Below are 26,339 nucleotides of genomic sequence, written 5' to 3' on the forward strand. Positions count from 1 at the left end.
GTTTTAGTGAGGAATGAATGGGAAAGCCAGTAAAATAAGTAAGTTTATTGACATTTCGTACTAACACGTTAAAATGAATATAGAGCGTTATAAATCATACCGCAAAAAGGAGTGATTGTGTGAGAAGAAACAATAAGACATTTGTTAAGAGTATGATTATTACCTCTATTATAGGTTTTAGTGTACTTATGGTAATGATGTTTACAGGTATTAAATATTATGTTGATAAAAGTGGTACGAGCTCTCATTTGCAAGCAAGTAATATCATAAATGCGCCACAACCAAAAGTAGAATATAGTTCTACGATTATTGCGTTAGTAAAAAGAGTCAGTAAAGAAGAACTTGTAGCTTTTGATATAGAAAAAAAACAAGACATCACTAGAAGTATAGCATCCTCAACAAAAATTAGTGATGGATATGGCGGGATAATTCCTTTAAGCTCAATAAAAACAGGCGATTTGGTAGAAGTTATTTTTCAGCCAGATAAAGAAAATATATTAGCTATTAATAAAACGTTACGCACCTGGGTTAAACCAGAATTAAGTGGTGTAATCATTAATCCTTCTAAAAATGAAATTATTATTGGTAAAAAGGCATATAACTTTACAGATGACATCATGATGTTTAAAGAGGATGGAAGAGGCATTAAGGCAGCTTTTATAGGTGAATATGATATTTTGGAGCTCCAAGGGGTAGAAGACACTGTGTGGAGTGTACAGGTGCTGCAAAGTGCAGCCAGCATTGAATTAATAGATCTTCCAAGTTTAGAAGGAAGACTTGAAATAGATAGGACAAGAATGATTGCTTTAAAAGACATTGTAGGACCTATCAGTCTTACACCAGGGAAACATAAACTCCTTGTCGATATTAAAGGATATGAGCCTATTACAGAAGAAGTGGAACTTGCTTCAGGAGAGCATCTTGAAATTACTTTAAAAGATGCAAAAGAAGCTTTTACAGAGCTAAATGTTGTTGTAATGAATCAAGGCGTGGATTATAGTGTACAAGTAGGCGACCAGACATTTAAAAAAGGACAACCCATTTCAGTAAAACAGGATAAGTATACTATTATAGTAAGCGCCCAAGGTTATAAAACTTGGGAGAGAGAGCTTGAGCTTGATAGAACTGCCTTTGATCTAAATATTACCCTCGAAAAAGAAGAAGATGAGGTTGTATCTCCTGTAGGGAGCGAAAGTAATACTTCTAATAATAGTAATAATGGCAATACAAACAATAATAATTCAAGTAGTACCAATAATACAAATACTTCTAATAACACATACACCATCAATATTTCTTCAGACCCCTCGGGCGCATACGTTTATATTGGCGGTATCTATAAGGGGCAAACGCCTTTTAAAACAACACTTCCAGTTGGGGATTATGCGATTTCACTCGAAAAGGCAGGCTATCAAAACTATTATACGAACATTATTATTGACAACAGTGATAATCAGAATAGCTTTTTATATGTATTAACACCAGATTAATAACATAATCTATGTAAAGTAATTAAAGACATGATGATATGGAGGGTGATGTTAGAATGAGCTATAAGAATAAGTATAAAAGTTGGCTAGAACATGAGTATTTTGATGTAATAACAAAAGATGAATTAAGAAATATTGAAAGCGATGAAAAAGAAATAGAAGATAGATTTTATACAGAACTAGAATTTGGGACAGCAGGACTTCGCGGGGTAATCGGTGCGGGCACAAACCGTATGAATATCTATGTTGTAAGAAAGGCTACTCAAGGATTTGCTAATTATTTGACCAAAGTAAGAAATAGTAAAGAACCTAAAGTAGCTATTGCGTATGATTCAAGGAATATGTCTTATGAATTTGCAAAAGAAGCTGGCGCAGTATTTGCGGCCAATGGTATTCATGTTTATATCTTTGAATCCCTAAGGCCAGTACCAGAGCTGTCTTTTGCAGTCAGGGAGCTAAAGTGTCATGGCGGCGTTGTTATCACAGCCAGTCATAATCCACCAGAGTACAATGGCTATAAGGTTTATGGAGAAGATGGCGCACAGGTTATTGCACCCTATGACCAGATGATTATAGAAGAAGTGAATAAGATCACCGATTTTAATGATGTTAAGCATATGTCAGAAGAAGAAGCTGTAGAGGCTGGATTACTTACGTGGATAGGACAAGAAGTTGATGATAAGTATATAGAGCAGGTAAAAAAACAGGCGATTAACTTAGAGGTTATTCAAAGGGTAGCAGATGATTTTAAAATCGTTTACACGCCTATTCATGGAACAGGTAATAAGCCTGTCAGACGTATATTAAGTGAAGTAGGTTTTAAAAATGTCTATGTAGTTGATGAACAAGCTGAGCCCAATGGAAACTTTCCGACAGTAAAAAGCCCAAATCCAGAGGATACGAATGCCTTTGCGCTGGCGATAGAACTTGCCAAAAAAGTAGGTGCAGACATTGTCATGGGAACAGACCCCGATGCAGACCGGGTAGGTGTGCTTATAAGGGATCAAAAAGGTGAGTATGTTGTGCTTACCGGTAATATGATGGGAGCAATGCTTGCCGATTATATCGTATCTCAAAAGAAGTTAAAGGGAGAACTGGCACCTAATAGTGTTATTATTAAAACGATCGTTACAACAGAAATGACACGGGCTATTGCAAAAAGCTACGGGGCAGAAGTTATAGAAGTGCTTACTGGCTTTAAATATATTGGTGAACAAATCAGGCTTTTTGAAGAAAAAGGCGATAAGACTTATGTTTTTGGTTTTGAAGAAAGCTATGGGTGTTTAGCTGGAACTTATGCAAGAGATAAAGATGCAGTAGTCGCTTGTATGCTGTCAGCAGAAATGGCAGCTTATTATAAAGATAAAGGCATGACCCTTTATGAGGCGCTTATCTCACTCTATGAAAAATATGGTTATTATAAAGAAGGAATCCTATCTATCACATTAAAAGGTATAGAAGGCATGGGTAAGATAAAAGATATTATGGGGAACTTGAGAGCGCTTAATATAAGCACGATAAGTTCTTATACAGTGCTTGCTAAAAGAGATTATGAGACAAGTAAGAGATTAGAACAAGATTTAGGCGAAGAAGACATTTTACTTCCAAAATCCGATGTTCTATATTATGAGCTTGATGATAATGCTTGGGTGTGCATAAGACCATCCGGAACAGAGCCTAAAATTAAATTTTATTTTGGGGTAAAGGGCAGCAGTATAGAAGATGCAGATGCCAAAGTAGAAACACTCGAAAACGCTGTAAAACAAATTATAGAACCCTGGTTATAAAATTAAAGCAGCTCGTATAATCGATAGATTGTACGAGCTGCTTTAATTTTATCATTGCTATGCTGCCCGCTGCAGACTGTCCAAAAACTGACTCAAGCCTAAAATTCCCCTGCGGACCTATAGAAAACTATAACAGATAGTTTTCAGTCACTCTAGAGGGATAGAGTGCTTCAAAAGATAAAACCAAAAAAGTAAGAATATAACTTACTTCAACATAATAAACATAGTAATAAATGAGCGCTTAAAGAGGTGTAAAACTATGTTCAATATAGGGGATTATGTTGTTAGATTATCCTATGGGAAAGATATATTATTTCGTATAACATATATTTCACCCAGTCAAATAGCTCGGTTAAAAGGCATATCTTATAGAGTAATAGCAGATGCCCCAATCAAAGATCTTGAGCTTGCAGATGGGATGCGATTTACAAATCAAGAGACAAATATCATGAATACTATTCAGCAAAATGTAGAAAGAATCATGAGAGAAAGAGAAGAAAATAAGAAAGGAAAATTACCTAGATTTCAAAAAACAGGGACAGTTCTCCATATAGATGGAGACGCTTTTTATTTAAACCTATGTCTTAAATACTATAAAATCTTAGATATACCCGCTATTGGTGAACATGTTATGGAATCAGAGCAACCTAAAAAAGTACGTTATTTACTGGAGAAGTATTCTCCAGATATATTAGTACTTACAGGCCATGATTCACTTAATAAGCATTATAAAAGTTTATATGATGTTAATGAATATAGAAATTCTAATTATTTTATAGAGTCTGTGAAAAGAGCTCGGGCAATAAATCCAAGTATGGATGACTTAATTATATTTGCTGGAGCGTGTCAATCATATTTTGAAGGGATACTTGCAGCAGGTGCTGATTATGCAGCATCGCCAGGAAGAGTACTTATTCATGCACTAGACCCGGTGTTTATTGTAGAAAAGGCAGCTCAATGTCCATTTCATAAGGTGCTTTCCATAGAAGATGCCCTAGAAAATACGATTACCAAATTTAATGGATTAGGAGGTTATGAGATTATAGGTAAATGTAGAAGAGGAGGTCCTGTGGTAGAAGAACAAAAAGGAAAAAACAAGCAAGTAAAGCCAAGTATGAAGGTGGAGTATATTAAGGATCTCGATATTGATAGTATGACAGAAGAAGAACTAGAAAGGGAACTCAAAAAACCTATTTTCACAGATACAGATAAAGAGTTTGAGGAAAAAATAATGTACTATATGGGAAATACAATACCACTTAAATAACAAGGACCCCTTAAGGTCCTTATTCTTAATGATTTCATACAAAAAATTTAAAGAACCGTCCGCAAGAGGAATATTATTAAGTAAGAGAGAATATATATAAAATTAGTAGTAGTTAGTCCAATTTTTAAGGAAAGTCATATTACTTAGAGATGTATACATAAACTTGTATATATAATGCTATAGGAGGGGGAAATAAAATGTCAGTAGAACTGATAAGAAAGCCAATCACATTAGATGAAATGACAAGAAGAGAAAGTGTTCAAGTGATCAAAGAACGTGACATTATTGTACCAGATGGAAAACCTGACATGAAAAGAATACTTCAATTAGACGGCAAGGTCAATATAGATCAACTAGATGTAAGTCAAGATAGGATTTTGTATAGAGGTAAAATAGATATTTTAGTGCTTTATACAACAGAGAACAATGAAAGTAATGTCTATACTATGAAGGGGAATATTCCGCTCGAAGATTTTGTGATCTTAGAAGGTGTAGATAAAGATCAGCGTATAGACTTTGAATATGATATAGAACATATGAGCTATAACATATTAAATGAGAGAAAGCTAAATGTTAAAGCTATTATGCAGCTTGATGCTGCTGCAACAAGAAGTAAACAGACCACAGTTATCTGCGGCATAGATACAGAGGCCCCTATTCAAACAAGAGAAGAAGAAATTGAAGTGATTACTTTAGGTACTGAAAAAGAAGATAGAGTAATAGTCAGAGAAGACCTAACTGTTATGCAGGCAAAACCTAGTATCGCAGAAATTCTAAAAAGCTATGTTCAAATTCAGGAAGAGCAAGTTAAAAGAACAGAAGCAGAACTTATGTATAATGGGATTCTCGAAGTTAGTACAATGTATAAAGCTGGAGGCGGCGAGGATACAATAGAGATTATTAATCATAGAATTCCTTTTGAAGGAAGAGTAGACCTGCCAAAAGATGATGGGGAAGTTTTTTGGGACTGCACACTAAGTGTTGCGCCCTCTTATATGCAGGTTGCACCAGATTATGATGGCGAAGATAGAGTGATAGAGTCAGAATTTATTGTTACCGCAAAATACTATAAGTTTAATAAAACTGTTCAGCCAACTATATGTGACTTACATTGTCCGGGCAAAAAAGTATCCACGAGTGATAAAGTTTTAGAGTATATGAATCTTCATAATAGAGTGCATCTTTCTATTCCTAAAAAAGAAGCTATTATGATAGAGAATTTTATACCAGAAAACAATGAAGTCTTTAGTGTAGTAATAAGGCCAAATGTAGAAGAGAAGCTAATAGCAGATGACAAGCTGACAATTAAAGGGGTACTAGAAGTAAAAACTATCTACATAGCAAAAGAAGTAGGCAGTGTAATAGATACGGCAGTTAATATTGTACCTTTTGCTCAAGAAATAGAAGTTAAAGGTATCGCAAAGAAGGCGAGTGTAGTACCTAGAATTATGGCAAAAGATGTTAAAATATATTCTCAAGGTAAAAAAGAAGTCGTAGTAGAATATATGCTCGATAGTACAGCAGAAATATATACAAAAGGTAACCTAAACGTACTTGAAGAAATAAGTCTGGAGGATATGACGAAAGAAGAATTAGATCAATATCCAAGTATGACTGTTTATCAAGTTAAAAAGGGAGATAGCCTCTGGGAGCTTGCAAAAAGGTTTAACACATCTGTTAAAGATATACAAGAAATAAATGGAATAGATATGCCGGATGCACTTCATACAGGGCAAAAGATTATCATTCTTAAAAAAGTAAAGTTTTAACTTCTATATTAAAGAGTTTTAAGTACTTCTATAGTACATTAAAACTCTTTATTTTTTTGAAATCTATAGTATATAAAAAAACATTACTAAATAAATAAAGAATAAATGGATTTTGTATACAGTAAATGCATTTTAATTGACTTTAGGATTTAGCTAAGTTTATAATAGAACAAATAAGCAACATACACGAGGGAGGGTGCTATGAACTCAATTATATTAAAAGCAAGGGGCAAAATTAATCTAACATTAGATGTAGTTGGGAAAAGGGACAATGGCTATCATGACCTACGTATGATTATGCAAACAATAAATTTATATGATACTTTATATATAAGAAAAACTAAGGTATCAGGTATTAGACTGCAAGCAAATTATTCATGGCTTCCAACCAATGAAAAAAACATAGCCTATCGTGCTGCACAAGTTTTTTTGGAAGAAGCAAACATTAATACAGGCGTTGCTATAGAACTTACAAAAAGAATTCCTGTAGCCGCAGGTCTTGCGGGTGGGAGTACAGATGCTGCTGCTACACTTATAGGATTAAATAAGCTATTTAATACAAGGTACAATAGAGAAAAGCTTATGGAAATGGGGCTTAGGTTGGGTGCTGATGTACCTTTTTGCATATTAAGAGGAACAGTGCTGGCAGAAGGGATAGGAGAAGTACTAACACCACTTTCACCCATGCCTTATACGCATGTTGTGCTAGTTAAACCGCCTATTAGTGTATCGACCGCTGTTGTCTATAAAAACCTAGACATAAATAATATTCATTTGCATCCAAATACAGAGGCAGCGATAAAAGCAATACAAGATAAAAATCTGCACAGTATAGCAACAAATATGGTTAACGTATTAGAAGGGGTTACAATTCCTATGTATCCAATTATACAAGATTTTAAAGAAGATCTTATAAGACATGGGGCAATAGGGGCTATGATGAGTGGTAGCGGCTCAACAGTTTTTGGGTTATTTGAAAGTAAAGAAAAAGCATATGCTGCAGCAGGCTATTTTAAACTGCAGCGCAATGTACGCGATGTGTATACAACTACTACTTATTCTAAAATGCAAAAAGGGGTGCATGTTAATGATAGAAGATACTTATAGCATGAAAATAAATGAGTATTTACCATTAAGAGATATTGTATTTCAAACACTAAGAAAAGCAATCTTAACAGGTGAACTAGAACCCGGCGAAAGGCTTATGGAAATACAGCTGGGAGAAAAACTAGGTGTAAGCCGCACGCCTATTAGAGAGGCCATAAGAAAATTAGAACTAGAAGGTCTAGTGATTATGGTACCAAGAAAAGGGGCACAAGTTGCGCAGTTTACTGAAAAGGATATACAAGATGTATTAGAAGTGAGAGCTGCACTAGAAGCGCTTGCTGCTAAAATAGCCTGTAAGAGAATGGATGACCGTGCGTTCTTAAAATTGCAGCTTGCAATAACAGAGTACGATTATGCAGCAAGAGAAAAAGATATAGAGACTATGATTGAAAAAGATGTAGAGTTTCATGAGACAATATTTAATGCTTCACAAAATGATAAGCTTATTCAGCTCTTTAACAACTTAAGAGAACAAGTGCATAGGTACCGTATTGCGTATCTTAAGAATACAGGAGAAAGTGAACTGGTTCACGCAGAGCATTTACAGCTCCTAGAAGCGCTTCAAAGAAGAGATGAAGTTTTAGCTGAAGAAATAGCAGCTAAGCATATACAAACACAGTGTGTATCTATTATGCGTTTTATTAAAAGTAAAGTGACAGAAGAAAACTAACGATTGTATAAGGGCCATTTTCTATAAAGAAAAATAAGGCTCTTTTTTTATTTTTGGGAATTTATATTATAGAATTATAAGTTAATTGGTGTTAAAATGAGGAAGTTAAAAGACTACGATATCTGTGTTTAGGAAGGGGATAAACATGAATTATAAAGCTATGTATCAAATGTGGACTCAGCATGCTGCAGTTGATATTTCAACTAAGAATGAATTAGAAGCACTAACAGATGAAAAAGAGATAGAGGATAGATTTTATAAAAACCTTGAATTTGGTACAGGGGGCCTTAGAGGTAAGATTGCAGCAGGAACCAATAGGATGAATATTTATACGGTTGCAAAGGCAACAAAAGGACTTGCAGCGTATTTAGTGACTAACTTTGAGAAACCAAGTATTTGTATTGCCTATGATTCTAGAAATATGTCAGATATATTTGCCGAGACTGCAGCAAAAGTATTAGCAGCAGCTGGTGTTAAGGTGTACTTATATGAAAGTCTTAGACCGACACCCATATTGTCTTTTGCCGTAAGATATATGAAAGCAGAAGCGGGGATTGTTATTACAGCTTCGCATAACCCTAAAGAATACAATGGCTATAAGGTATATGGCAATGATGGTGGACAGATTACAGATCAAGCAGCCAAAGAGGTCTTAGAGTTTATAGATAAAACAGATATTTTTACAGATATCAAACAAATGGCATTAGGAGAAGCCGAGGAAAAAGGACTTCTTGTTTACATAGGAGAAGAAGTTGACAAGGCTTATTATGAAAAAGTAGAAAGTCTCGTTATTAGAAAAAGTCTTGTAAAAGAAAGAGCGAGTGAACTTAAAATCATCTATACGCCTATACACGGAAGCGGCAATGTACCTATAAGAACAATGCTTAAGAACTTAGGTTTTACAGATGTAACAATTGTTAAAGAACAAGAAGAACCAGATGGCAATTTTCCAACAGCACCTTACCCCAATCCAGAAAACCCACAAGTATTTAATATTGCAATAGATATGGCAAGGAGAGTCTGCCCAGACCTCATATTTGGAACTGATCCAGACTGTGATAGAATAGGTGTTGTAGTCAAAGAAGCAAATGGAGAATATAAAGTTTTAACAGGCAATCAAGTAGGGATACTTCTATCAGAATATATCCTTAATGCAAGAGCTGGAGAAGGTATTTTAAGCTCAAAAGATACGATCATTAAGACGATTGTTACAACAGAGATGGTTAGAAGAATTACAGAGAACTACGATGTTCAGCTTATGGATGTACTGACTGGATTTAAATATATAGGAGAAAAAATAGAAGCATTTGAAATGACGGGTTCAAATAATTTTGTTTTAGGCTTTGAAGAAAGCTATGGTTATTTAGCCGGCGGATTTGTAAGAGACAAAGATGCTGTTATTGCCTCTGTACTTATTGCAGAAATGGCACTTTACTATAAAACAAAAGGCAAGAACCTATCAGAAGCGCTAGAGGATTTATTTAAAAAATATGGTTACTATAAAGAGCATCTTATCTCTCTTGAAATGGAGGGTAAAGATGGGCAAGAAAAGATTACAAGTATTATTGCCAATCTAAGAGATCATGCACCAAGAGTAATCGGGGCTACTAAGATTGTAATATCAGAGGATTATCAGCTTTCTCAAAGATATAATGCAGATGAAAACAGTATAGAACTTATTAATCTTCCAAAATCAAATGTTATCAAATTTATTTTAGAAGATAACAGCTGGTTTGTAGTAAGACCATCAGGAACAGAGCCTAAGATTAAGATATATACTTCAGTCGTAGGCCAAAATCTAGTAGATGCAGAGCAAAAAACAGAGGCATTTGTTAAGGATATCAATAGTTTGCTTAATATGCAGTAATATTTGGAGGAGAATATGTTAAAATTAAACCCAGTATTTAAGGACTATATCTGGGGTGGGGATAAGCTCAAAACACTTTATCATAAAAAAAGTGATTTAGAGGTTATGGCAGAAAGTTGGGAGCTCTCTACCCATAAAGATGGTCAGTGCAAGATAGCAGAAGGGGCACATGAGAAAGAAACATTAGCCAATTGGATTAAGGGCAAGAATTTTCTAGGGAGCAAAGCTGCCTCACAGGATGATTTACCTATTCTTATCAAGCTTATTGATGCAAAAGATAATCTTTCTGTACAGGTGCACCCTGATGATGACTATGCACTCACAAATGAAGGAGACTTCGGCAAAACAGAAATGTGGTATGTCTTAGAAGCTGAAGAAGATGCAAGGCTCGTTTATGGTTTCAAAAAAGATATATCTAAAGAGGCATTTGAACAGCATATTATAGATAATACCTTAACAGAGGTGCTAAATAGTGTGCCTGTAAAAAAAGGAGATGTGTTCTTCATTAATCCTGGGACGATGCATGCAATAGGCAAGGGTATTATGATCGCAGAGATTCAGCAGAGCTCTAATGTCACTTATAGAGTATACGACTATGGAAGAGTAGGTGTAGATGGTAAGCCAAGAGAACTGCATGTAGAAAAAGCACTCCAAGTAACCCATTTGAAAAAAGCAGATAAAGCCAAGGTAGACTATAACTTAGAAAAACATGAGGGTTATTCACGAGGTGTTATTGCTGCTTGTAAATACTTTACGGTAGAACTGGTGGAGATTGAAGCTGAAGCTGTAATGCATGCAGACCATACAACTTTTCATTCACTTTTAATATTAGAAGGAGACGTTAGGATTTATTCGCATAAAGACACATTATATGCTGCAAAAGGTGAGTCTATTTTTATTCCAGCAAGTTATGGTGACTATAAGATAGAAGGCAGCAGCAAAATTATTTTATCAACGCTATAAATACATTAGAATCATTAGACATAAAGCCACAGTATGCATACTGTGGCTTAAAAAAATCAAAAGTGTTTAAGAACCTATCTAAAAAGAGAGGAAGTAGGTCATGAAAGATATCTTTCGTTCAGAACAAAGCTTATTTAGGGATGTAGCAAAAGAAAAGCATAAAAAGCTCTCCTCAACCTTTTTTATTTTGATTATGCCAGTTATTGTACTAGTAATAGGCGGTTTTGGCGCCGCAATATTCATTCGAAGGATGGGATTATTTTATCTAAAAGACTGGTTTGACCCTGCATTTTACCTGCCAATAGAGTTAATGATTGGCACAGGATTTGCTATTGTATTGGTTTTTTTAATTGTAAAGTTTAAGGAGAAAAGAAAGATAAGTACACTGGGACTTTCTATCACTACTTATAGTCTGGGGCAGTATTTAAGAGGGTTTGTATTAGGCATAATGATGTTTGGTAGCTCACTTGCAATTATTGTTTTAAGTACAGATGGCGAGGTAAGTTTTCAAGGTATCAGCTTAAGGAGTATGCTTCCCTTCCTATTTATGCTTCTGGCGTGGGTGATACAAGGGGCATCAGAAGAGATACTGCTAAGAGGGTATATGCTACCTGCACTTGCCGTAAGAAAAGGAGCAAAATTTGCAATCATTACCTCCTCAGTTTATTTTGCAGCACTGCATCTAGGTAATAGTGGGATTAGCTTCATAGGATTTATGAATATTATATTAGTTGGGATCTTTACCACGTTGTATGCAATATATGAAGATAGTATCTGGGGAGTCTGCGGCTGGCATAGTGCATGGAACTTCGCACAGGGTAATTTATTTGGATGTTTAGTAAGTGGCATAGAGCTAGGTGGGAGCAGTTTATTCATAACGTACTTACCAGAAGAGTCCGAGCTGATTACAGGAGGCAACTTTGGCCCTGAGGCGAGTATCATCGTGACGATTATCTTTTTGGGTGCTGCTTATAGTCTTTATAGGTTACTTAGAAATGCTGCTTTTATATCATCACATTGATACTTTTGATGAATTATAGTGAGAATCCTAAACATGTTTAGAAAAAACCTTTAAATATTTTGAAATATATTATAACACAAGAAGAATGCATGCGTCTTTGTATCTGTAAAACCTTGAGACCTCTAATAGTACAGACAAAGTAAATTAGCTATCTAAAAGGTCGGTTGTAATGCCCACTTGTTGATAGAGGATCAGTATTTGAAGTATTTATATCTGTATCTACATTTTTTAAATGATTTGTAGATACAGATGCATTTAAATGCATCTTATTTGAAATTAATTCAACTGAATTATACTTACTTAAATTATTTACCTTAACATCTAATATGTATTTATAAATATTTTCCATTTTGAGAAACCTCTCCTTCTATAAATAAAATTATTAGAACTTTATGTAAGTTATATATTATTTTTATAATTAAGTCGAAAAATAGGAGAATTTATGTATTGATAGAATTTATAGCAAAAAAAGGAATATTTACAATTATATTATAAATTTATACCTTATGTAATTGTCTGTTTACAGAACTATTTGAAAAAAAGCTACCAATAGTATTTAAGATATATCTTTTGTAAAAGACAATATAAAAAGACTATGCTGATATTAAGAAATGGTAACTGCATTGAGTAGGAGTCATTCTTTTTAATTCCCAATGATAACGATAGTAATTATAATAAATCATATATTAGTCAATCTCCAAATTTAATTCTTATAGGGCTTTTCAGGATTTTATCTTTATTTCATCTTGCTTAGCCTATACTTTTAGTTAATTATACAAAGAAATACCCTATAGGATAGACTCTTTATGTCAGTCTACGCTGTAGGGTATTTTTTATTTAAAATTATTGTTAGCTTTCAATCTTTTATATTCTTAATTAATTTTTCCACATCAAATCCCACAGCAGATAAATTCTCTATTAATTTCTCCACTTCATTAGGTTTTAGATTATGGGGATAGCTCTTGTGAATTTCTATTTCTATAATATTACCATCTTTCATTCCCGAATATATTTTAGAATCTCTATGTTCTGTACGTCCTAGTAAGTAGTCTGTTGTACAATTGAAAATATCAGCTAATTTATCTAATGTCACTGTTTCTGGAATTCTATTTCCATTTTCCCAATTTGAAACGGCAGTAACAGTAACTCCCATTTTATCTGCTAAGTCTTTTTGATTATAACCTTTCTCAAGTCTTAATTTTCTTATATTTTCATGTATTTTAAGCACAATAAGCACCTACTTTCTTGTATAAATTATACACTATACAAATAATCAATTCAAATAAAAAGCATAAATAAAGACACATTATAAAGTTATAAAGATAAATAATTAAAAACTTATTGAAATTTATCTTAAAGATAAGTAAAATATTATCATAAAGATAAATTATGATAATATCTAAAGATAGCTACTTCAAATTTCTAGAATAGTATGTAAATCATAATGTATATATTATTATCAATTATACTACAAGATAAAAAGGAGAAATATCGTCAATGAATATACTCTATTTACAACAGATAAGAGAGAAAAAAAAACTTTCTAAGGTGCAATTAAGTTATCAATCAGGCATTGCGAGAGGCTATATTACAGAACTTGAGAATGGAAAATATGATAATCCTAGTGTGAAGATAGTATGTAATCTATGCAAGGCTCTAAAAGTCACACCAAACGATTTAATTAATGAGGATTTGTATAAAAGCTAGATAGAGAATGATGAGAATATATTCTATTCTTAAAAAGATTTTACTAAAGAATACAATGTGAAAGAGGGGACACATAATGAAAAAATACAAAGAGATAGAAGATATGTTATATGGATACAATGATATCAAAGCGGAGATTAGGGATATTGAACTGGATATAGAGTCATTTGAAAATGAATATACAGGGCTAAGTGCAGGCTGCCTTACAGCTATCAAAGCAAGTACAAGCACTTACAAGTTTAATAGCATAATAGAAAATGAAGTTATTAATAAGGAACAAAAGTTAAATTATCTTAAAAAACTAAGAAGAGGCAAAGAAATACAGCTAGAAAAAATAGATAATATGCTGACTATGTTGACAGAAGAACAGTCGGAACTGATAGAACTTAGATATTTTAAAAAATATAAAATAAATACGGTAGCTTATAAATTGGATGTAAGTGAAGAAACAGTTAAAAAAAACAGGGTAATCATACTTAATAGACTAAATGATTTTTTATATAAGCGGAGTTATACCTAAAAAATACCCTATTTTTATATTTTTAGTGTACTGAAAAATACCATTTAGAAGTGATACTATGTTAATGTAGACAAAAACAAATATTAACAGCTAAAATTTTAGTTTTGTCTTTTATAACTATACATAAGACCTAAAAGAATGGAGTAGTAACAATTCAAATGTGATGCAACCACCTAAAAAGCGTATTGGAGGAAAAGTAAAATGAAAAAATTATTAGTTGATTTAGGAATAGATCAAGAAATCATTAAAAAAATCATAACAGGTATGAAGCGAGCTAAAGTTTACACCACCTCATTAGAACGAGCTGATGAGCGATATACTAAACTAAAAAAGCAATATGAACTGTTAAAAAAACAACTAGAATTAGCTAATTCTGAAATAGATAGATGGCAGAAGCTTAATGACTATAATGAAATTCTAAAGGCTGAAATAGATGCCTATAGAATGAAGATAGACACAATAAAAATAGACTATGATTCCCAGCTATGCAGTCTTATTTTTGACAATGCCCTGAGCAAAAAGCTCGAAGATTTTGATGCTAAATATCATCAACTGCTAATAAACGCATTCAATAAAGATAAACTAGTGTTGGAGGAAGATGGATCTATTAAAGGCTTGGATGAGCAATATGAAGCAATCAAAGCAAAGTATGCAGAATTTATTATTACAAGTTAAGCTAATCAACTAAGATTCTAAGAGCTTTAATAAAAATAAATATAGCAGGAGAATGGGGTGAATAACCAGTATGATTAGTCAAATTAAGTCATGTATTAGGACAAAGTTACAGATACTGTATCCACAGACACCAATATATGATATAGAAATTCCCTCAACTTCCCAAACACCGTCATTTCTAATACAACTAAAAAGTCAAACCTATAAAAAGTTGTTAAACACTAGATTTAGCAGCTTTTTATCATTTGACATTACTTATTCATCTGATATAGCACAGGATAAAGTGGCTATAGATTTGATTCAATTAACTCTTTTAAAAGAGTTTGATCTATTGGAGCAAGATAATTTTAAGGTGAGAATCAAAAATAAGAAGTGTAGCCTGGAAGAAGGAAAAATACACTTTGCATTTGATATCAGCTATACAGAAATGATAGAAGAGCCATTAAATCGTATGAGAGATATAGAACAATTTGAACTAAGGAGTGATGTAAAGTGAGTGGAACATGGACTTCACAAAATAAAGTATTACCAGGGGTATATATTAATTTTTTGACTAATAAGCCACTTTCGATTATGCCAGGGGACCGTGGGACTGTAGCTTTGGCAGTGGAGTTAAGTGTAGGAGAAAAAGGTGATTTATATTATGAGACAGCTACATCGAGCGAACTTAAAGAAAAAGCACCGACAGCAGCAGACTATGAACTAGTGACTGAAGCACTTAAGTGTGCACAGTCTGTTATCGTCTATAATTTAGGTGTTTCACATACCATAGAGGACTTGGACGCTTGCCTAAATGTTTTTAAAACAGAAGATTTTAATGTATTTGCTTATCCATTTGACGGAGACAACTTTGCAGCAAATAAAGCGACTGTTACTTCATGGGTAAAAGCTCTAAGAGCAGATGAAGGCAAATATGTACAGGCTGTTTTAGCTAATTATAAAGCAGATGATGAAGCTATCATAAATGTAGTTAATGGGGTTAAACTTTCGGACAATAAGATTTTATCAGCAGCACAGTGTACAGCTTGGGTAGCCGGAGCGACTGCTGGTGCTAGAATCAATCAGTCTAATACGAACAAAAAATATATAGGAGCTATAGATGCTGCACCTAAAATGACAAAAACTCAGATGGAAGCAGCAGTTAATGCTGGTGAATTTATCTTTAAATCTGACTTTAACCAAAATGTAACGGCAGTGTATGATATCAACTCGTTTACAACTTTTACAGCAGATAAAGCAAAAGACTTTAGAAAAAACAGGGTAGTTAGAATTATTGATAATGTCAATAATGATGTAACAAGCATCTTCGAAGCCAGCTATATGGGTAAAGTAAATAACAATGATGAAGGCAGAAGTCTTTTAAGAGCAAGCCTTATTGATTATTTCAAGGAGCTTCAAAGACTACAGGCGATTCAGAACTTTACGCCGGAAGATGTAACAGTCTTGGCAGGGGCGGACACAGATGCCGTTATTATCAATAGTTATATTCAGCCGGTAGACAGTGCTGAGAAATTCTATATTACAGTGAACTTAAAATAAGGAGGATAAATCATGGCAGATAATTATGTAAAATTAGTGGACACAATATCTTCTAAAGAAGGCAAAGCATTTATTACAATTAATGGACAAAACAGAGAACTTTTTGAGATATCTAACTGCAAAGCACAGTTGGATATGAAAGTACAAAGCAGACAGATGCTGGGGCACAGAATGGCTCAGCACAAGATTGTCGGAGCTGAAGGTACAGGAAGCATGACAATGTATTTTATGAACTCAGATATGCTGAAATTAGCTATAGAGTATATCAAAAATGGAACTTATGGCGGAATCAAGTTACAGATTAAGAATGAGGATGCACAAAGCAGTATCGGCAAGCAGGAAGTCATTCTAAATAACATCATACTTGCAACGATCCCGGTAACGGTGCTTGATGATCAATCAGAAGATCCGATCACGATTGATACGGACTTTACATTTGATGATATCGAAGGGTTGTCATTTTTTGATTTGCCTGCAAATTTTAGATAGAAGGCGAGGGCCTGGTGGCCCTCTTTTAAAGAATATCAATAAAAGAGGATTGAGTAAATTATAAGCAAAACAAAGGAAGGATAAAAAGTCAATGAAAAGTTTAAAGGCATTTTTAAATCCAATTCAAGTAGAAAATCAAAAAATTATAGTATCTAAACGTTTTTTAGAAGACGGCAAACCCGTTGAGTGGGAAGTAAAAGCTATTACGAGTGAAGAAAATGAATACCTTCTTAAAAAGCATATGAAAAAAGACAAAAAAGGAAATGAAACGTTTGATAAGTTAGCTTATATGAATGAAATGGTGGCAAGCTGTGTGGTTTATCCAGACCTGCTCAGTGCAGATTTACAGAAATATTATGGTGCAATGGGGGCGACTCAGCTTTTAAATAAAATGCTTCTAGTCGGTGAATTTGCAGTATTATCACAAGCTGTACAAGAAATTAGCGGATTACAGACAGAAAATGAGTTAATTGAAGAGGCAAAAAACTAATAAAGGAGAGTAATGTCGAGTTTGTAATCGCTCATTATGCTCTCCAGAAGCTACATATAGTGCCTTCTCAAATAGTCAATATGACAGCAAGAGAAAGGGCATTTTTTTATGCCTCTATTTTGCATAGGATTGAGGCCGAAAAGAAAGAACAGGAAAAACTGAAACGTATAAAAAGTTCAAGGAGGAGGTGATTTAAATGTCAGTACAAAATAATATGGCGGTTATTAATAATAAAGCTATTTTATTAGCTGAACAATACAATACAAGCATTAAAAATGTAATTAATGTTTCCAAGCTCTTTGAAAAAAACATAAACAACATAAATAATACAACCAATCATTTTAATATTCAGTTAGTTAATGCGTCAAATATTACAAATAATTTTAATAATGCCTTAAGTAAAACAGCCAGTAAAGTGAGTATCTTTGATAAGATGAAAGACAAACTAAAAGAACTCATATCTGTCCAGACCATAGTTAAAAAGGGATTTGAGTTGATGGGTAAAGGCTTAAACACAGCCACAGAACTGCAAAAATCAGAACAGTTAATCGGCGCAGTATTAGGTGATACTAAGGTTGGATCAAGGTTATTTAATCATATATCTAAACAAGCAAAGGGATCTTCCTTAAGTATTGATGAGATGGCTGCCAATACCCAAAAGTTTTTGGGGGTGACACGAAGTGTTGAAGACATAGATCAGCTTAATAGTATGTCTGAGAAGCTTGCAAAATTAAATATAAGCGGACAGGATGCCAAGGGAGCAGGAGATGCCTTAAAAAAAGCTATGCAGGGAGATTATTCAGATTTAACTAAAAGCTTTAATATAGACGCAGGGGCGATAAAAGGCAGTGGGCTTGAGAATGCTGTTAGTATGGGGAATATGGCAGAGGCTGTAGACATTTTGGATGATCTTATAAGTAAATCCGGCTACTCCCAAGAGGCATTAGATAATATGGTAGGAAATTTATCTATTCAGTGGGGGATGTTTACAAAAAAAATATCAGAAGATTTCGGTGGTGCTATGAGAATAGTTGCCGATACACTTGCTCCAATAGTTACAAAATTTAATGAGTTATTAAAAAGTGGAGCTTTTCAGCCATTTATAGATATATTGGTTGGCGGGTTTAATCTCATTGCAATAGGCTTATCATGGCTTGTAAATGGGTTTATATGGCTTGGAGAAGTGATTGGTTCAAATTGGGATATTATACAAGCAGTGCTTGGCGGCGTCGCTGCGGCTTTAATGGTTATAGGTGTTACATATATCCCCATGCTTATAGGCAAGTTATGGATGATGATACAACCTTTATTAGTGCAGGCTGCCACATGGATTATGATGAATCTGCCGATATTTATGTTTATTGCAGCAGTAGCCATTGTTATCTATATATTAGGGCAGATGGGTGTGACATTCGAACAGATTTTTGAAGTTGTAGGCGGGATATTAGGCGTATTTGTCGGATATTTTTACAATAGTTTTATATACCTGTGGAATATAGTAGCTGCATTTATCAATTTCTTTGGGAATGTCTTTAGTAATCCAGTAGCAGCCGTCCAGAAGCTATTCTATGATTTAGCTGTAAATGTTTTAAGCTTTATAGAAAAAATTGCACAAGGCATTGAAGATTTACTTAATGGTATTCCTGGAGTTAAGGTGAGTCTCACATCGGGCATAACAAATCTTAAGAATAACCTGGCAGCTAAAGCAGGCAAAATAGCTGATGAAAATCAACTAAAGGAATTTGTAAAAAGTAAGGAGTTTGTTGATTACTCTGACGCATTTACCCAAGGAGCTAGTACAGCAGGAGACTTTTATAAAGGCATCAAAACAGGTTTGGGTAGTATCCTGCCGAATAGTTTAAGTATACAAGATGGTAATCTAACGCTACCTGGGTTAAATAATAAAGATAACCTGTCAGCTGGCAATCCATTTAATATGACGAACAACGAAAGTATACCGGTCAGTGGACCTAACGGCGGTAATGTACCTGTGGATGTGTCTGATGATGATGTACAGTATCTTAAGGATATTGCGGAACGGGATTACATCAATAAATATTCATCGGCGACCCTAGCTCCTAATATTCAGGTGAGCTTTGGGGATGTTAAGGAAACCGCTGATGTTGACAAGGTTGCTCAACGTATCCAATATATTTTACAGGAACAAATTGCAATAGCAGCAGAGGGGGCGTATTAATGAGTTTTAATATATTTTTTAATTTTAATGAGGATGTTATGCGTCTACCGGTCAATCCACAGGAAATTAAGATAGATAATCCACAGGCTAATGAAAAGTATGAAGTTCTTAAATTGGGACAGATAGCTCTGCCAACGCACATGGCTAATAGAACCATTCAATTTGAAGCAGAATTTCCCAGTAAGACTTATCATTATGTAAATAATCAAAGAGGCTTTGATAAAGCGGGGAGCTTCAGAAATGCTAATGGATATCTTGAAATACTCCAAGAATGGCGGAGAAACAACAAGCCTATAGGTTTTAAAGTAAGTGATGGCATCAATGAAGAGATTAATACACAGATATTGATTGAAAGTATCACGATCACAGAAAAGGCTGGAGAAGAAGGGGATTACTATGTTGATTTCAAGCTTATAGAAACCGTCAATCTTATTAGGATGGAGGAGGTAAAGGAAGATCCTGTAACAGGGACAATAACCAAACAACAGGTAAAGGGAAATACAGAAAGCCCTAAAAAGCCGGAGAACTATACCATTGTAAAAGGTGATACATTATGGGGGATTGCAAAAAGGTTTTTAGGAGATGGAGCCAGATGGATCGAACTTCACAAGCTAAATGCTACAATCAAAAATCCGAATCTTATTTATCCAGGGCAGGTGATTAAGCTCAGATGAGTATACAGTTTTTAGTTACAAACAATATAGATCACAAATTATATGATATCACAAACTTAATTATAAAGATAACATGGACAGATGTACTTAATAATGGCTGCAGCAAGCTTGACTTTAGTCATATAGACGGTTATGCAGAAATAGGCAATGGGTCGGTTATACAATTTCTATATGATAATCAAGTGTTATTTTATGGATTTGTATTTAAGACAAGAAGAAATTCCAAAAAAGAAATACAGGTTACAGCCTATGATCAGCTTAGATATCTTAAAACCAAAGATTCAATTGTTATAAAAGATATGACATTGGGAGCTTTGATTAAAAATAGTTGTAAGTATTTCAACCTTAAATGGGGGATTATAGCCGACACAAAATACAAGCTGATTCCCAGTATTCATACAGATAAAACCTGGCTGGATATTTTTTATAGCAGTATAAAAGATACATTATTGGCTACAGGAGAAAAATACTGTGTACGAGATGAAGCAGGCCATATTGCTCTTCGCAATCTAAAAGAGTTGAATCTGTCTTTAGTAATAGGCGATAGTAGCTTATGTTACGATTATGATTATGAAAAGTCTATAGATGATGGAACCTATAATCTAATCGTATTGACTAAGAAGGATGAAAAAGAGCCTGTTATCGCCAAAGATGAAGAATCCTTTAAGGCCTATGGTATTTTGCAGTATTTTGAATCAGTGGATCAAAATGTAAATAACGCCCAGCTTCAGGTAAGGGCCAATGAGATGCTTAGATCATATAACCGTGAAAAAGAGACCTTACAGCTAAAATGTATTGGAGATACAAGGGTAAGGGCAGGTAATAGGATTTTTTCAAGTATGGAAGATCTAAGGATGAATAGGAGATTAGTAGTTGATAAGGTGACGCATACCTTTAAAGAAGGAAGTCATACAATGGATTTGGAGCTTATATTATGATTAATGAGATTAAAAAAATAATAGTTAATTATTTAAACAGTGTAAAGATGACTCAACTGATGATTGGGAGTGTAGAAACGGTTAATCCGCTTTCAATTAAAATAGGGGATAAACTTATTATTCCTTATGAACTCATTACGGGTAACCAGAAGGCAAACCTGATACACTCTGAACAAATAGGGTCAAGGCTCAGACTTATATGTAATTATGGAGGTCAAGAATATTTTATACTTGAGGTGATAAATGATGTTACCTAATGAAGCTATAAACATACAAATAGACGAAACGCCTCAAACCAGCAATACCTATAGACTGGGTATAGAAACAATACAAGGAATCATTGATGGCGTGGAGGCACTCAAGCAAGCTATCCAAAAGATATTAAATACAGAAAGATATCATTATCCAATCTATTCCTTTGACTATGGACTAGATATGGAACAGCTGATAGGCCAGGACATAGAATATGTAAAAATAGCTGTTAAGGGACTCATCAAAGAAGCACTTTTATATGATGACAGAATCAAAGATGTCACCAATTTTTATATTGAGAGTAACACCGATCAGCTGATATGTTCTTTTGATGTAATCAGTATTTATGGGACAATTACAGCAGATAAGGAGGTGATGATGTGAATTATAATGAAATTTTAGAACGTATGATGAGTAAAGTACCAAGTAATGTAGATAAGCGTGAAGGGAGTATCATCTATGATGCATTGGCACCTTGTGCTTATGAACTTGCTCAAATGTATTTTAGGCTTGATAACTTTCTTAATCTAGTATTTGTAGACACATCTATACAAGAATATTTAACACGTTTTTGCAGCGGATTTGGAGTGGAACGTAAAATGGCCACTAAGGCAATTAGAAAAGGAATATTTAATATAGATGTGCCTATTGGAAGCCGTTTTTCAATACAAAACATTATCTATAAGATAGTAGAGAAGATAGATGCAGGCGTATATAAACTAGAATGTGAGCAGCCAGGAGTAATAGGAAATCAATATAGCGGAAGTATGCAGCCAATAGATAATGTTAGCGGTCTTACTAGTGCTAAACTTACAGATATCTTAATAGATGGAACCGATACAGAAACGGATGAAGCTCTGAGAAAGAGGTTTTACCTAAGAGTACAAATGCCTTCGACAAGCGGAAATGAATATCATTATAAACAATGGACACTTGAAGTAGAAGGAGTCGGAGACTGCAAAGTATTGCCCCTGTGGAATGGCAATGGAACGGTCAAGATACTTATCGTGGACAATGAGAAAAATCCTGCAACAAATGCTCTTAAGACGAGTGTGCGAGAGTATATTGAGAAATTTAGACCTATTGGAGCCACCATTACAATTGATACGCCAATAGCCAAAGAAATAAATGTTGGCAGCATATTAACAATTAACAGCAGTGTAACATTAGAAGAAGTTACTACAGAGTTTAGACAAAGATTAGCTGACTATTTAAAAGGAATGACTTTTGAGAAAAACTTTGTAAGTTATGCAATCGTCGGCAGCTTGCTTTTGCAATGCAAGGGAGTTATAGACTATAATCATTTGACACTTAACGAAAATACTGAAAATATAATAGTAACAGACAGTGAAGTTCCTAGAATAGGAACTATTTCACTTAGTAAGGGGTGAGTTGTATGTTAATGGACTACTTACCCCTTTACTATGCTCAAAATAATACAATGCTGGAGCTGCAGACCATACTTGATCAAGAAGTTACTCTAACGGAAGCACAATTGATTGCTGCAGTTGATAACTGTTTTGTTAAAACTTCCACTGAGTTGTTAAGCAGGTGGGAAAAGATTTTAGGACTACCTATTGATATTACAAAAAGTAATAACTTCAGAAGAGAACGGATCAAGGCTAAAATATTAGGAGTTGGAACGACTACGAAACAAATGATAGAGGAAACAGCCAAAGCGTATTCTAATGGTGAAGTAGAAGTTATAGAGGATAGTGAAAACTACCGTTTTATCATTAAGTTTGTAGGAACTGTTGGTATGCCGCCTAATATGAGTGACTTAACACAGACACTTAAGGAGATTAAGCCTGCTCATTTAAATTATACTTATGAATATATATTTAAAACCCATGGTGGCTTAAAACCATATACTTATAGTTATTTAAAGCAATTTACTCATAGACAATTAAGGGAGAGTGATATAAATGGAAGTAACTCCTAATTTAGGCCTAAAGAAGCCTAATGACAATGAATATTATGATATACAAGATCAGAATAGCAATATGGACGTTATAGATGAACGAATAAGTGGCTTATCGGAAATTGCTACAATATCGAAAAATGGACTTATGTCCAAAGATGACAAAGTAAAATTAAATGCACTAGATAATCAAATAGGTAATTTATCTGCACCTGCGACAGCAAGCAAGCTTGGGCCTATTAAGGTAGGAGCTAATCTATCGATAACCCCAGAGGGATTATTAAGCAGCTTGGCCGCGTATAGTCATCCAACTACCAAACAGTGTAGTTATACTGCTCCGGTTACCAGTGTAGCAGGTAGAACGGGAGCAGTAACACTAGCAAAAGCAGATATAGGCTTAGGTAGTGTAGAAAACTATGGAATAGCAACTTTGGCAGAGGCACAAGCAGGAGCCAGTGGGACCAAATATATGACTCCGGAAAGGGTAACGCAAGCAATACAGGCATTAGTTCCTAGTGGGCCTGCATGGAATACAATAACTTGGGGAAGCTGTTCATTATCACAAAAACAAGAGGATACACTACCTTTTTCGCAAGTACAAGGTAATGCACATACGACTTATTCTGGCAATGTAATAACATTTAAACAAGCTGGTACATATATGATTGCATTTGAGACTAGCTTAGCATGGTCAGGATCGATTGGGTATGGAGAGTTGGATGTTGGACCATATGCATTGTCTATTAAAACAGGCAATACCATTCAAGGGTTTGCATTTGGATTTTTTCCTCTATCTGGGGCAGTTAAGATCTGCAGGTATAATAATTTATCATCAGGAACTGGAACCTGTAATTTTGGTGTAACACGTGTATATATAGTCAGGTTGTCCCCGTGATAATAAGTTATATATATGAATATAGATATTGTGTAAGTATATAAGATACATATAACAAAGGCGTACTTTATTATTTTAATATTATATGAATAGAAGCATAACATACGTAATAGTATTAGCAAAATTATATGTAGTTTTTAAACAGTGGATTTAAAAATGTTTTTATAGAAGACTAGGTGATATCTGTGGAACTAGATGACTTCATTATATTTATAGGATTGCTATTAACATGTCTAAACATAGTAGCCTTTTTTATTGGTCGAGCAAAGGATATTAGGGAGTGTACTAGAGATGAAAATAAAGTCTCTACAGACCTTGAAATTGTAAGACGAGGTAACGGTAATATACTTATTAAGCTTGATAAAATAGACACTAAGATGGACAATATGCAGGAAAGATTAGTAAGAGTAGAAGAAAGTACAAAACAGGCACATAAACGTCTTGATGAGCATCTTATTCAGGATAAATAAGCTAAGTAGCAAAGCTTTAGTGAGAAATTAAATAGAGCACAAACAATAAAATACGATAGTAAAGGAGAAAGAAAGCTTATGATTGAATTTTTAGAAGCTGATATAGGCAATATTTTAGCACTATTTCTATTTGCAGTAGCTTGCATTCTGCTTATAAAAAATGGCTATCGAGAAAAGGTCAGGAAAATACTTTTTTTCCTTGTGTGCAGAGCTGAAGATACATATGGAAGCAAGACAGGAACGCTAAAGTATGCGGCCGTAACGACGTGGTTATATGAAAAGTTACCTAGTTTGATTAAACTGATCTTTTCTCAAAATGAAATAGATAGAATGCTCGAACAGGCTGTCGAAGAGATGAAAAAGTATCTTTCAGAGATAAGAGCAGATAACTAGGCGGTGAAATGATGAAAATAATGATTGATCCTGGGCATAGAAATAATATCCTTGATTATGGGGCCTGTGGCAATGGACAAAAAGAGTCTTATCTAGCTTTGCAAATAAGCCAAAAACTTAAAAAAGAGTTAGAAAAGCATCATATAATATGCTACATGACCAGAGAAACTGAAAAACAGACAATAAGCATATTAGAAAGAACCACTAAGACATTGAATCTGAAATGTGATTTATTTGTAAGTATACATATTAATAGTGCAGCTAACAATAATGCTAGTGGGATAGAAGTACTTTATAAAGGAGAAAAAGAGCTTGCTGAAAGTGTGAGTCAGGCAATGAGCACTTCAACGGGAGCTACAAATCGTGGGGCTAAGCAGCGAACTGATTTAGGTATATTAAATGGATTTGAAAAAGCTATACTTATTGAATGCGGATTTATCAGTAATGCAAAAGAGTGTAAAAAACTAACAGAAACTTCCTATCAAGAGAATCTTATCAAAGCAGTAGCAAATACTATTGTAAAAAAGTATAAAATAGTGATAGATAATATTGATTTAGAGTTAAAAGATGCAGTTAATAAACTCATTGTAAAAGACGTAAAAATTAATGCTGTATCTTGGAACACACTTGAAAAGATGAACTTAAGGTACACAGAGGCACTGGTGGAAAAAGTAGGAAGGGCAGTATTTAATACTGGAAATTATGCAGATACAATAGAAAAGCTAAATAATATAGAAGTTATTTCAAATAAAATCCTTTGGACTGAAAAAAGATTTACTAAAGAAGCTGTTCGAAGTCTTATAATAAAAGTAGCTAATAAAGTATAATACAAAAGAAGCTGTCCTAAAAGGTAAATAAAGTTTACTTTTTATAGGGCAGCTTCTTTTGTAGTATAGAGAAAAACAAATCTGATTTAACAAGTTGGAAAATTGATTTATAAGGCAAGGAAGGCTATGGTAAGAATGAAGTATTCGCATAAAAGTTAATTTTGGAGGGATTATATGGGATTTATCAAAACAACAATGAATGCTATCGGTGGAGGACGTAAATTTTAAATAATAAGCATTAGTCCCTTAAAAAGGCAGCAGAACTAATAAAAAACTGCTGTTTTTTTGTAGACTCATTTAAGTACTATTTGCGCAAAGTGAAAGAGAATAAATGTAATTTTCAACATATGTCTAAATCCTTTGACAAATCAAAAAACTAAAGTACAATAAAAAGAGGGGATAAATGTTAAA

Annotated in this window: 29 protein-coding genes; 27 read left to right on the forward strand and 2 right to left on the reverse strand. The window is 34.1% G+C overall.

Going from position 1 to position 26,339, the window contains the following annotated elements:
- The first annotated feature begins 119 nt into the window (after positions 1 to 119).
- The 9 genes from BN3326_RS14830 to BN3326_RS14870 all read left to right on the forward strand — a co-directional run bounded on the left by BN3326_RS14830 (position 120) and on the right by BN3326_RS14870 (position 11,941).
- Positions 120 to 1,490 carry a PEGA domain-containing protein gene (locus tag BN3326_RS14830; protein ID WP_070000030.1) on the forward strand — a complete coding sequence of 457 codons (1,371 nt, stop codon included), beginning with the start codon at positions 120 to 122 and terminating at the stop codon, positions 1,488 to 1,490.
- 56 nt (positions 1,491 to 1,546) lie between these two features.
- On the forward strand, positions 1,547 to 3,277 hold the full coding sequence (locus tag BN3326_RS14835; RefSeq protein WP_070000031.1) for a phospho-sugar mutase: 1,731 nt from the start codon (positions 1,547 to 1,549) through the stop codon (positions 3,275 to 3,277).
- Between the two features lie 259 nt (positions 3,278 to 3,536).
- Positions 3,537 to 4,544 carry a sporulation peptidase YabG gene (gene yabG / locus BN3326_RS14840; RefSeq protein ID WP_070000032.1) on the forward strand — a complete coding sequence of 336 codons (1,008 nt, stop codon included), beginning with the start codon at positions 3,537 to 3,539 and terminating at the stop codon, positions 4,542 to 4,544.
- Positions 4,545 to 4,741: 197 nt separating this feature from the next.
- Positions 4,742 to 6,313 carry a DUF3794 and LysM peptidoglycan-binding domain-containing protein gene (locus BN3326_RS14845; RefSeq protein ID WP_070000033.1) on the forward strand — a complete coding sequence of 524 codons (1,572 nt, stop codon included), beginning with the start codon at positions 4,742 to 4,744 and terminating at the stop codon, positions 6,311 to 6,313.
- Between the two features lie 201 nt (positions 6,314 to 6,514).
- Complete coding sequence (gene ispE / locus BN3326_RS14850; RefSeq protein ID WP_070000034.1) at positions 6,515 to 7,420, forward strand: 4-(cytidine 5'-diphospho)-2-C-methyl-D-erythritol kinase; 906 nt, start codon at positions 6,515 to 6,517, stop codon at positions 7,418 to 7,420.
- Positions 7,401 to 8,090, forward strand: coding sequence for a GntR family transcriptional regulator (locus BN3326_RS14855; RefSeq protein ID WP_070000035.1), 690 nt, complete (start codon positions 7,401 to 7,403; stop codon positions 8,088 to 8,090). Before ispE ends, BN3326_RS14855 begins: the two co-directional genes overlap by 20 nt.
- A 145-nt stretch (positions 8,091 to 8,235) precedes the next feature.
- Complete coding sequence (locus BN3326_RS14860) at positions 8,236 to 9,957, forward strand: phospho-sugar mutase (RefSeq protein WP_070000036.1); 1,722 nt, start codon at positions 8,236 to 8,238, stop codon at positions 9,955 to 9,957.
- Between the two features lie 15 nt (positions 9,958 to 9,972).
- Entirely contained in the window at positions 9,973 to 10,920 is a 948-nt protein-coding gene (locus BN3326_RS14865; RefSeq protein ID WP_070000037.1) for a type I phosphomannose isomerase catalytic subunit, read from the forward strand.
- A gap of 100 nt (positions 10,921 to 11,020) precedes the next feature.
- Complete coding sequence (locus BN3326_RS14870) at positions 11,021 to 11,941, forward strand: CPBP family intramembrane glutamic endopeptidase (protein ID WP_070000038.1); 921 nt, start codon at positions 11,021 to 11,023, stop codon at positions 11,939 to 11,941.
- 148 nt (positions 11,942 to 12,089) lie between these two features.
- On the opposite strand, the gene BN3326_RS14875 is transcribed toward BN3326_RS14870, so the two are convergent.
- The gene (locus BN3326_RS14875) at positions 12,090 to 12,290 is read right to left on the reverse strand and encodes a hypothetical protein (protein WP_070000039.1); all 201 of its coding nucleotides are present in this window, start codon (positions 12,288 to 12,290) and stop codon (positions 12,090 to 12,092) included.
- A gap of 507 nt (positions 12,291 to 12,797) precedes the next feature.
- Positions 12,798 to 13,169: a helix-turn-helix domain-containing protein gene (locus BN3326_RS14880; protein ID WP_070000040.1), complete on the reverse strand. Its 372-nt coding sequence runs from the start codon at positions 13,167 to 13,169 to the stop codon at positions 12,798 to 12,800.
- Positions 13,170 to 13,438: 269 nt separating this feature from the next.
- On the opposite strand from BN3326_RS14880, the gene BN3326_RS14885 reads away from it, so the two are divergent.
- The 18 genes from BN3326_RS14885 (at position 13,439) to BN3326_RS14970 (ending at position 25,928) form a co-directional block, all read left to right on the forward strand.
- A complete protein-coding gene (locus tag BN3326_RS14885) occupies positions 13,439 to 13,648 on the forward strand; it encodes a helix-turn-helix domain-containing protein (RefSeq protein WP_070000041.1) in 210 nt (69 codons plus the stop codon).
- A 76-nt stretch (positions 13,649 to 13,724) separates the two neighbouring features.
- On the forward strand, positions 13,725 to 14,168 hold the full coding sequence (locus tag BN3326_RS14890; protein WP_070000042.1) for a sigma factor-like helix-turn-helix DNA-binding protein: 444 nt from the start codon (positions 13,725 to 13,727) through the stop codon (positions 14,166 to 14,168).
- Between the two features lie 201 nt (positions 14,169 to 14,369).
- Positions 14,370 to 14,843, forward strand: coding sequence for a phage scaffolding protein (locus tag BN3326_RS14895; protein WP_070000043.1), 474 nt, complete (start codon positions 14,370 to 14,372; stop codon positions 14,841 to 14,843).
- Positions 14,844 to 14,913: 70 nt separating this feature from the next.
- A complete protein-coding gene (locus BN3326_RS14900; RefSeq protein ID WP_070000044.1) occupies positions 14,914 to 15,339 on the forward strand; it encodes a phage tail terminator family protein in 426 nt (141 codons plus the stop codon).
- On the forward strand, positions 15,336 to 16,382 hold the full coding sequence (locus BN3326_RS14905) for a phage tail sheath subtilisin-like domain-containing protein (protein ID WP_070000045.1): 1,047 nt from the start codon (positions 15,336 to 15,338) through the stop codon (positions 16,380 to 16,382). Before BN3326_RS14900 ends, BN3326_RS14905 begins: the two co-directional genes overlap by 4 nt.
- Before the next feature lie 12 nt (positions 16,383 to 16,394).
- Positions 16,395 to 16,871, forward strand: a complete 477-nt coding sequence (locus BN3326_RS14910) for a phage tail tube protein (protein WP_070000046.1) — start codon at positions 16,395 to 16,397, stop codon at positions 16,869 to 16,871.
- A gap of 91 nt (positions 16,872 to 16,962) precedes the next feature.
- Positions 16,963 to 17,361 carry a phage tail assembly chaperone gene (locus tag BN3326_RS14915; RefSeq protein WP_070000047.1) on the forward strand — a complete coding sequence of 133 codons (399 nt, stop codon included), beginning with the start codon at positions 16,963 to 16,965 and terminating at the stop codon, positions 17,359 to 17,361.
- Positions 17,362 to 17,557: 196 nt separating this feature from the next.
- Positions 17,558 to 19,558, forward strand: a complete 2,001-nt coding sequence (locus BN3326_RS14920) for a phage tail tape measure protein (RefSeq protein WP_070000048.1) — start codon at positions 17,558 to 17,560, stop codon at positions 19,556 to 19,558.
- Positions 19,558 to 20,232, forward strand: coding sequence for a LysM peptidoglycan-binding domain-containing protein (locus BN3326_RS14925; protein WP_070000049.1), 675 nt, complete (start codon positions 19,558 to 19,560; stop codon positions 20,230 to 20,232). The genes BN3326_RS14920 and BN3326_RS14925 overlap by 1 nt, the downstream gene beginning before the upstream one ends.
- On the forward strand, positions 20,229 to 21,170 hold the full coding sequence (locus BN3326_RS14930; RefSeq protein WP_070000050.1) for an XkdQ/YqbQ family protein: 942 nt from the start codon (positions 20,229 to 20,231) through the stop codon (positions 21,168 to 21,170). Before BN3326_RS14925 ends, BN3326_RS14930 begins: the two co-directional genes overlap by 4 nt.
- Entirely contained in the window at positions 21,167 to 21,427 is a 261-nt protein-coding gene (locus BN3326_RS14935) for a DUF2577 family protein (protein WP_070000051.1), read from the forward strand. Before BN3326_RS14930 ends, BN3326_RS14935 begins: the two co-directional genes overlap by 4 nt.
- Positions 21,417 to 21,806, forward strand: a complete 390-nt coding sequence (locus tag BN3326_RS14940; RefSeq protein ID WP_070000052.1) for a DUF2634 domain-containing protein — start codon at positions 21,417 to 21,419, stop codon at positions 21,804 to 21,806. The genes BN3326_RS14935 and BN3326_RS14940 overlap by 11 nt, the downstream gene beginning before the upstream one ends.
- A complete protein-coding gene (locus BN3326_RS14945) occupies positions 21,803 to 22,813 on the forward strand; it encodes a baseplate J/gp47 family protein (RefSeq protein WP_083258738.1) in 1,011 nt (336 codons plus the stop codon). The genes BN3326_RS14940 and BN3326_RS14945 overlap by 4 nt, the downstream gene beginning before the upstream one ends.
- Positions 22,814 to 22,818: 5 nt before the next feature.
- Positions 22,819 to 23,364, forward strand: a complete 546-nt coding sequence (locus BN3326_RS14950) for a putative phage tail protein (protein ID WP_070000053.1) — start codon at positions 22,819 to 22,821, stop codon at positions 23,362 to 23,364.
- The gene (locus BN3326_RS14955) at positions 23,348 to 24,238 is read left to right on the forward strand and encodes a hypothetical protein (protein ID WP_070000054.1); all 891 of its coding nucleotides are present in this window, start codon (positions 23,348 to 23,350) and stop codon (positions 24,236 to 24,238) included. The genes BN3326_RS14950 and BN3326_RS14955 overlap by 17 nt, the downstream gene beginning before the upstream one ends.
- Before the next feature lie 185 nt (positions 24,239 to 24,423).
- Positions 24,424 to 24,708: a hypothetical protein gene (locus BN3326_RS14960; RefSeq protein ID WP_083258739.1), complete on the forward strand. Its 285-nt coding sequence runs from the start codon at positions 24,424 to 24,426 to the stop codon at positions 24,706 to 24,708.
- A 78-nt stretch (positions 24,709 to 24,786) separates the two neighbouring features.
- Positions 24,787 to 25,101 carry a hypothetical protein gene (locus BN3326_RS14965; protein WP_070000055.1) on the forward strand — a complete coding sequence of 105 codons (315 nt, stop codon included), beginning with the start codon at positions 24,787 to 24,789 and terminating at the stop codon, positions 25,099 to 25,101.
- Between the two features lie 11 nt (positions 25,102 to 25,112).
- Positions 25,113 to 25,928, forward strand: coding sequence for an N-acetylmuramoyl-L-alanine amidase (locus BN3326_RS14970; protein ID WP_070000056.1), 816 nt, complete (start codon positions 25,113 to 25,115; stop codon positions 25,926 to 25,928).
- Positions 25,929 to 26,339: the final 411 nt, after the last annotated feature.

The sequence above is a fragment of the Cellulosilyticum sp. I15G10I2 genome (assembly GCF_900095725.1).
GTDB lineage: Bacteria > Bacillota > Clostridia > Lachnospirales > Cellulosilyticaceae > FMMP01.

Excerpts from the sequence above, each read along its gene's own strand:
- BN3326_RS14835 (WP_070000031.1), top strand. The coding sequence starts at position 1,547 with ATGAGCTATAAGAATAAGTATAAAAGTTGGCTAGAACATGAGTATTTT.
- yabG (WP_070000032.1), top strand. The coding sequence starts at position 3,537 with ATGTTCAATATAGGGGATTATGTTGTTAGATTATCCTATGGGAAAGAT.
- BN3326_RS14845 (WP_070000033.1), top strand. The coding sequence starts at position 4,742 with ATGTCAGTAGAACTGATAAGAAAGCCAATCACATTAGATGAAATGACA.
- ispE (WP_070000034.1), top strand. The coding sequence starts at position 6,515 with ATGAACTCAATTATATTAAAAGCAAGGGGCAAAATTAATCTAACATTA.
- BN3326_RS14855 (WP_070000035.1), top strand. The coding sequence starts at position 7,401 with ATGATAGAAGATACTTATAGCATGAAAATAAATGAGTATTTACCATTA.
- BN3326_RS14860 (WP_070000036.1), top strand. The coding sequence starts at position 8,236 with ATGAATTATAAAGCTATGTATCAAATGTGGACTCAGCATGCTGCAGTT.
- BN3326_RS14865 (WP_070000037.1), top strand. The coding sequence starts at position 9,973 with ATGTTAAAATTAAACCCAGTATTTAAGGACTATATCTGGGGTGGGGAT.
- BN3326_RS14870 (WP_070000038.1), top strand. The coding sequence starts at position 11,021 with ATGAAAGATATCTTTCGTTCAGAACAAAGCTTATTTAGGGATGTAGCA.
- BN3326_RS14875 (WP_070000039.1), bottom strand. The coding sequence starts at position 12,290 with ATGGAAAATATTTATAAATACATATTAGATGTTAAGGTAAATAATTTA.
- BN3326_RS14885 (WP_070000041.1), top strand. The coding sequence starts at position 13,439 with ATGAATATACTCTATTTACAACAGATAAGAGAGAAAAAAAAACTTTCT.
- BN3326_RS14890 (WP_070000042.1), top strand. The coding sequence starts at position 13,725 with ATGAAAAAATACAAAGAGATAGAAGATATGTTATATGGATACAATGAT.
- BN3326_RS14895 (WP_070000043.1), top strand. The coding sequence starts at position 14,370 with ATGAAAAAATTATTAGTTGATTTAGGAATAGATCAAGAAATCATTAAA.
- BN3326_RS14900 (WP_070000044.1), top strand. The coding sequence starts at position 14,914 with ATGATTAGTCAAATTAAGTCATGTATTAGGACAAAGTTACAGATACTG.
- BN3326_RS14910 (WP_070000046.1), top strand. The coding sequence starts at position 16,395 with ATGGCAGATAATTATGTAAAATTAGTGGACACAATATCTTCTAAAGAA.
- BN3326_RS14915 (WP_070000047.1), top strand. The coding sequence starts at position 16,963 with ATGAAAAGTTTAAAGGCATTTTTAAATCCAATTCAAGTAGAAAATCAA.
- BN3326_RS14920 (WP_070000048.1), top strand. The coding sequence starts at position 17,558 with ATGTCAGTACAAAATAATATGGCGGTTATTAATAATAAAGCTATTTTA.
- BN3326_RS14925 (WP_070000049.1), top strand. The coding sequence starts at position 19,558 with ATGAGTTTTAATATATTTTTTAATTTTAATGAGGATGTTATGCGTCTA.
- BN3326_RS14930 (WP_070000050.1), top strand. The coding sequence starts at position 20,229 with ATGAGTATACAGTTTTTAGTTACAAACAATATAGATCACAAATTATAT.
- BN3326_RS14935 (WP_070000051.1), top strand. The coding sequence starts at position 21,167 with ATGATTAATGAGATTAAAAAAATAATAGTTAATTATTTAAACAGTGTA.
- BN3326_RS14940 (WP_070000052.1), top strand. The coding sequence starts at position 21,417 with ATGTTACCTAATGAAGCTATAAACATACAAATAGACGAAACGCCTCAA.
- BN3326_RS14950 (WP_070000053.1), top strand. The coding sequence starts at position 22,819 with ATGTTAATGGACTACTTACCCCTTTACTATGCTCAAAATAATACAATG.
- BN3326_RS14955 (WP_070000054.1), top strand. The coding sequence starts at position 23,348 with ATGGAAGTAACTCCTAATTTAGGCCTAAAGAAGCCTAATGACAATGAA.
- BN3326_RS14965 (WP_070000055.1), top strand. The coding sequence starts at position 24,787 with ATGATTGAATTTTTAGAAGCTGATATAGGCAATATTTTAGCACTATTT.
- BN3326_RS14970 (WP_070000056.1), top strand. The coding sequence starts at position 25,113 with ATGAAAATAATGATTGATCCTGGGCATAGAAATAATATCCTTGATTAT.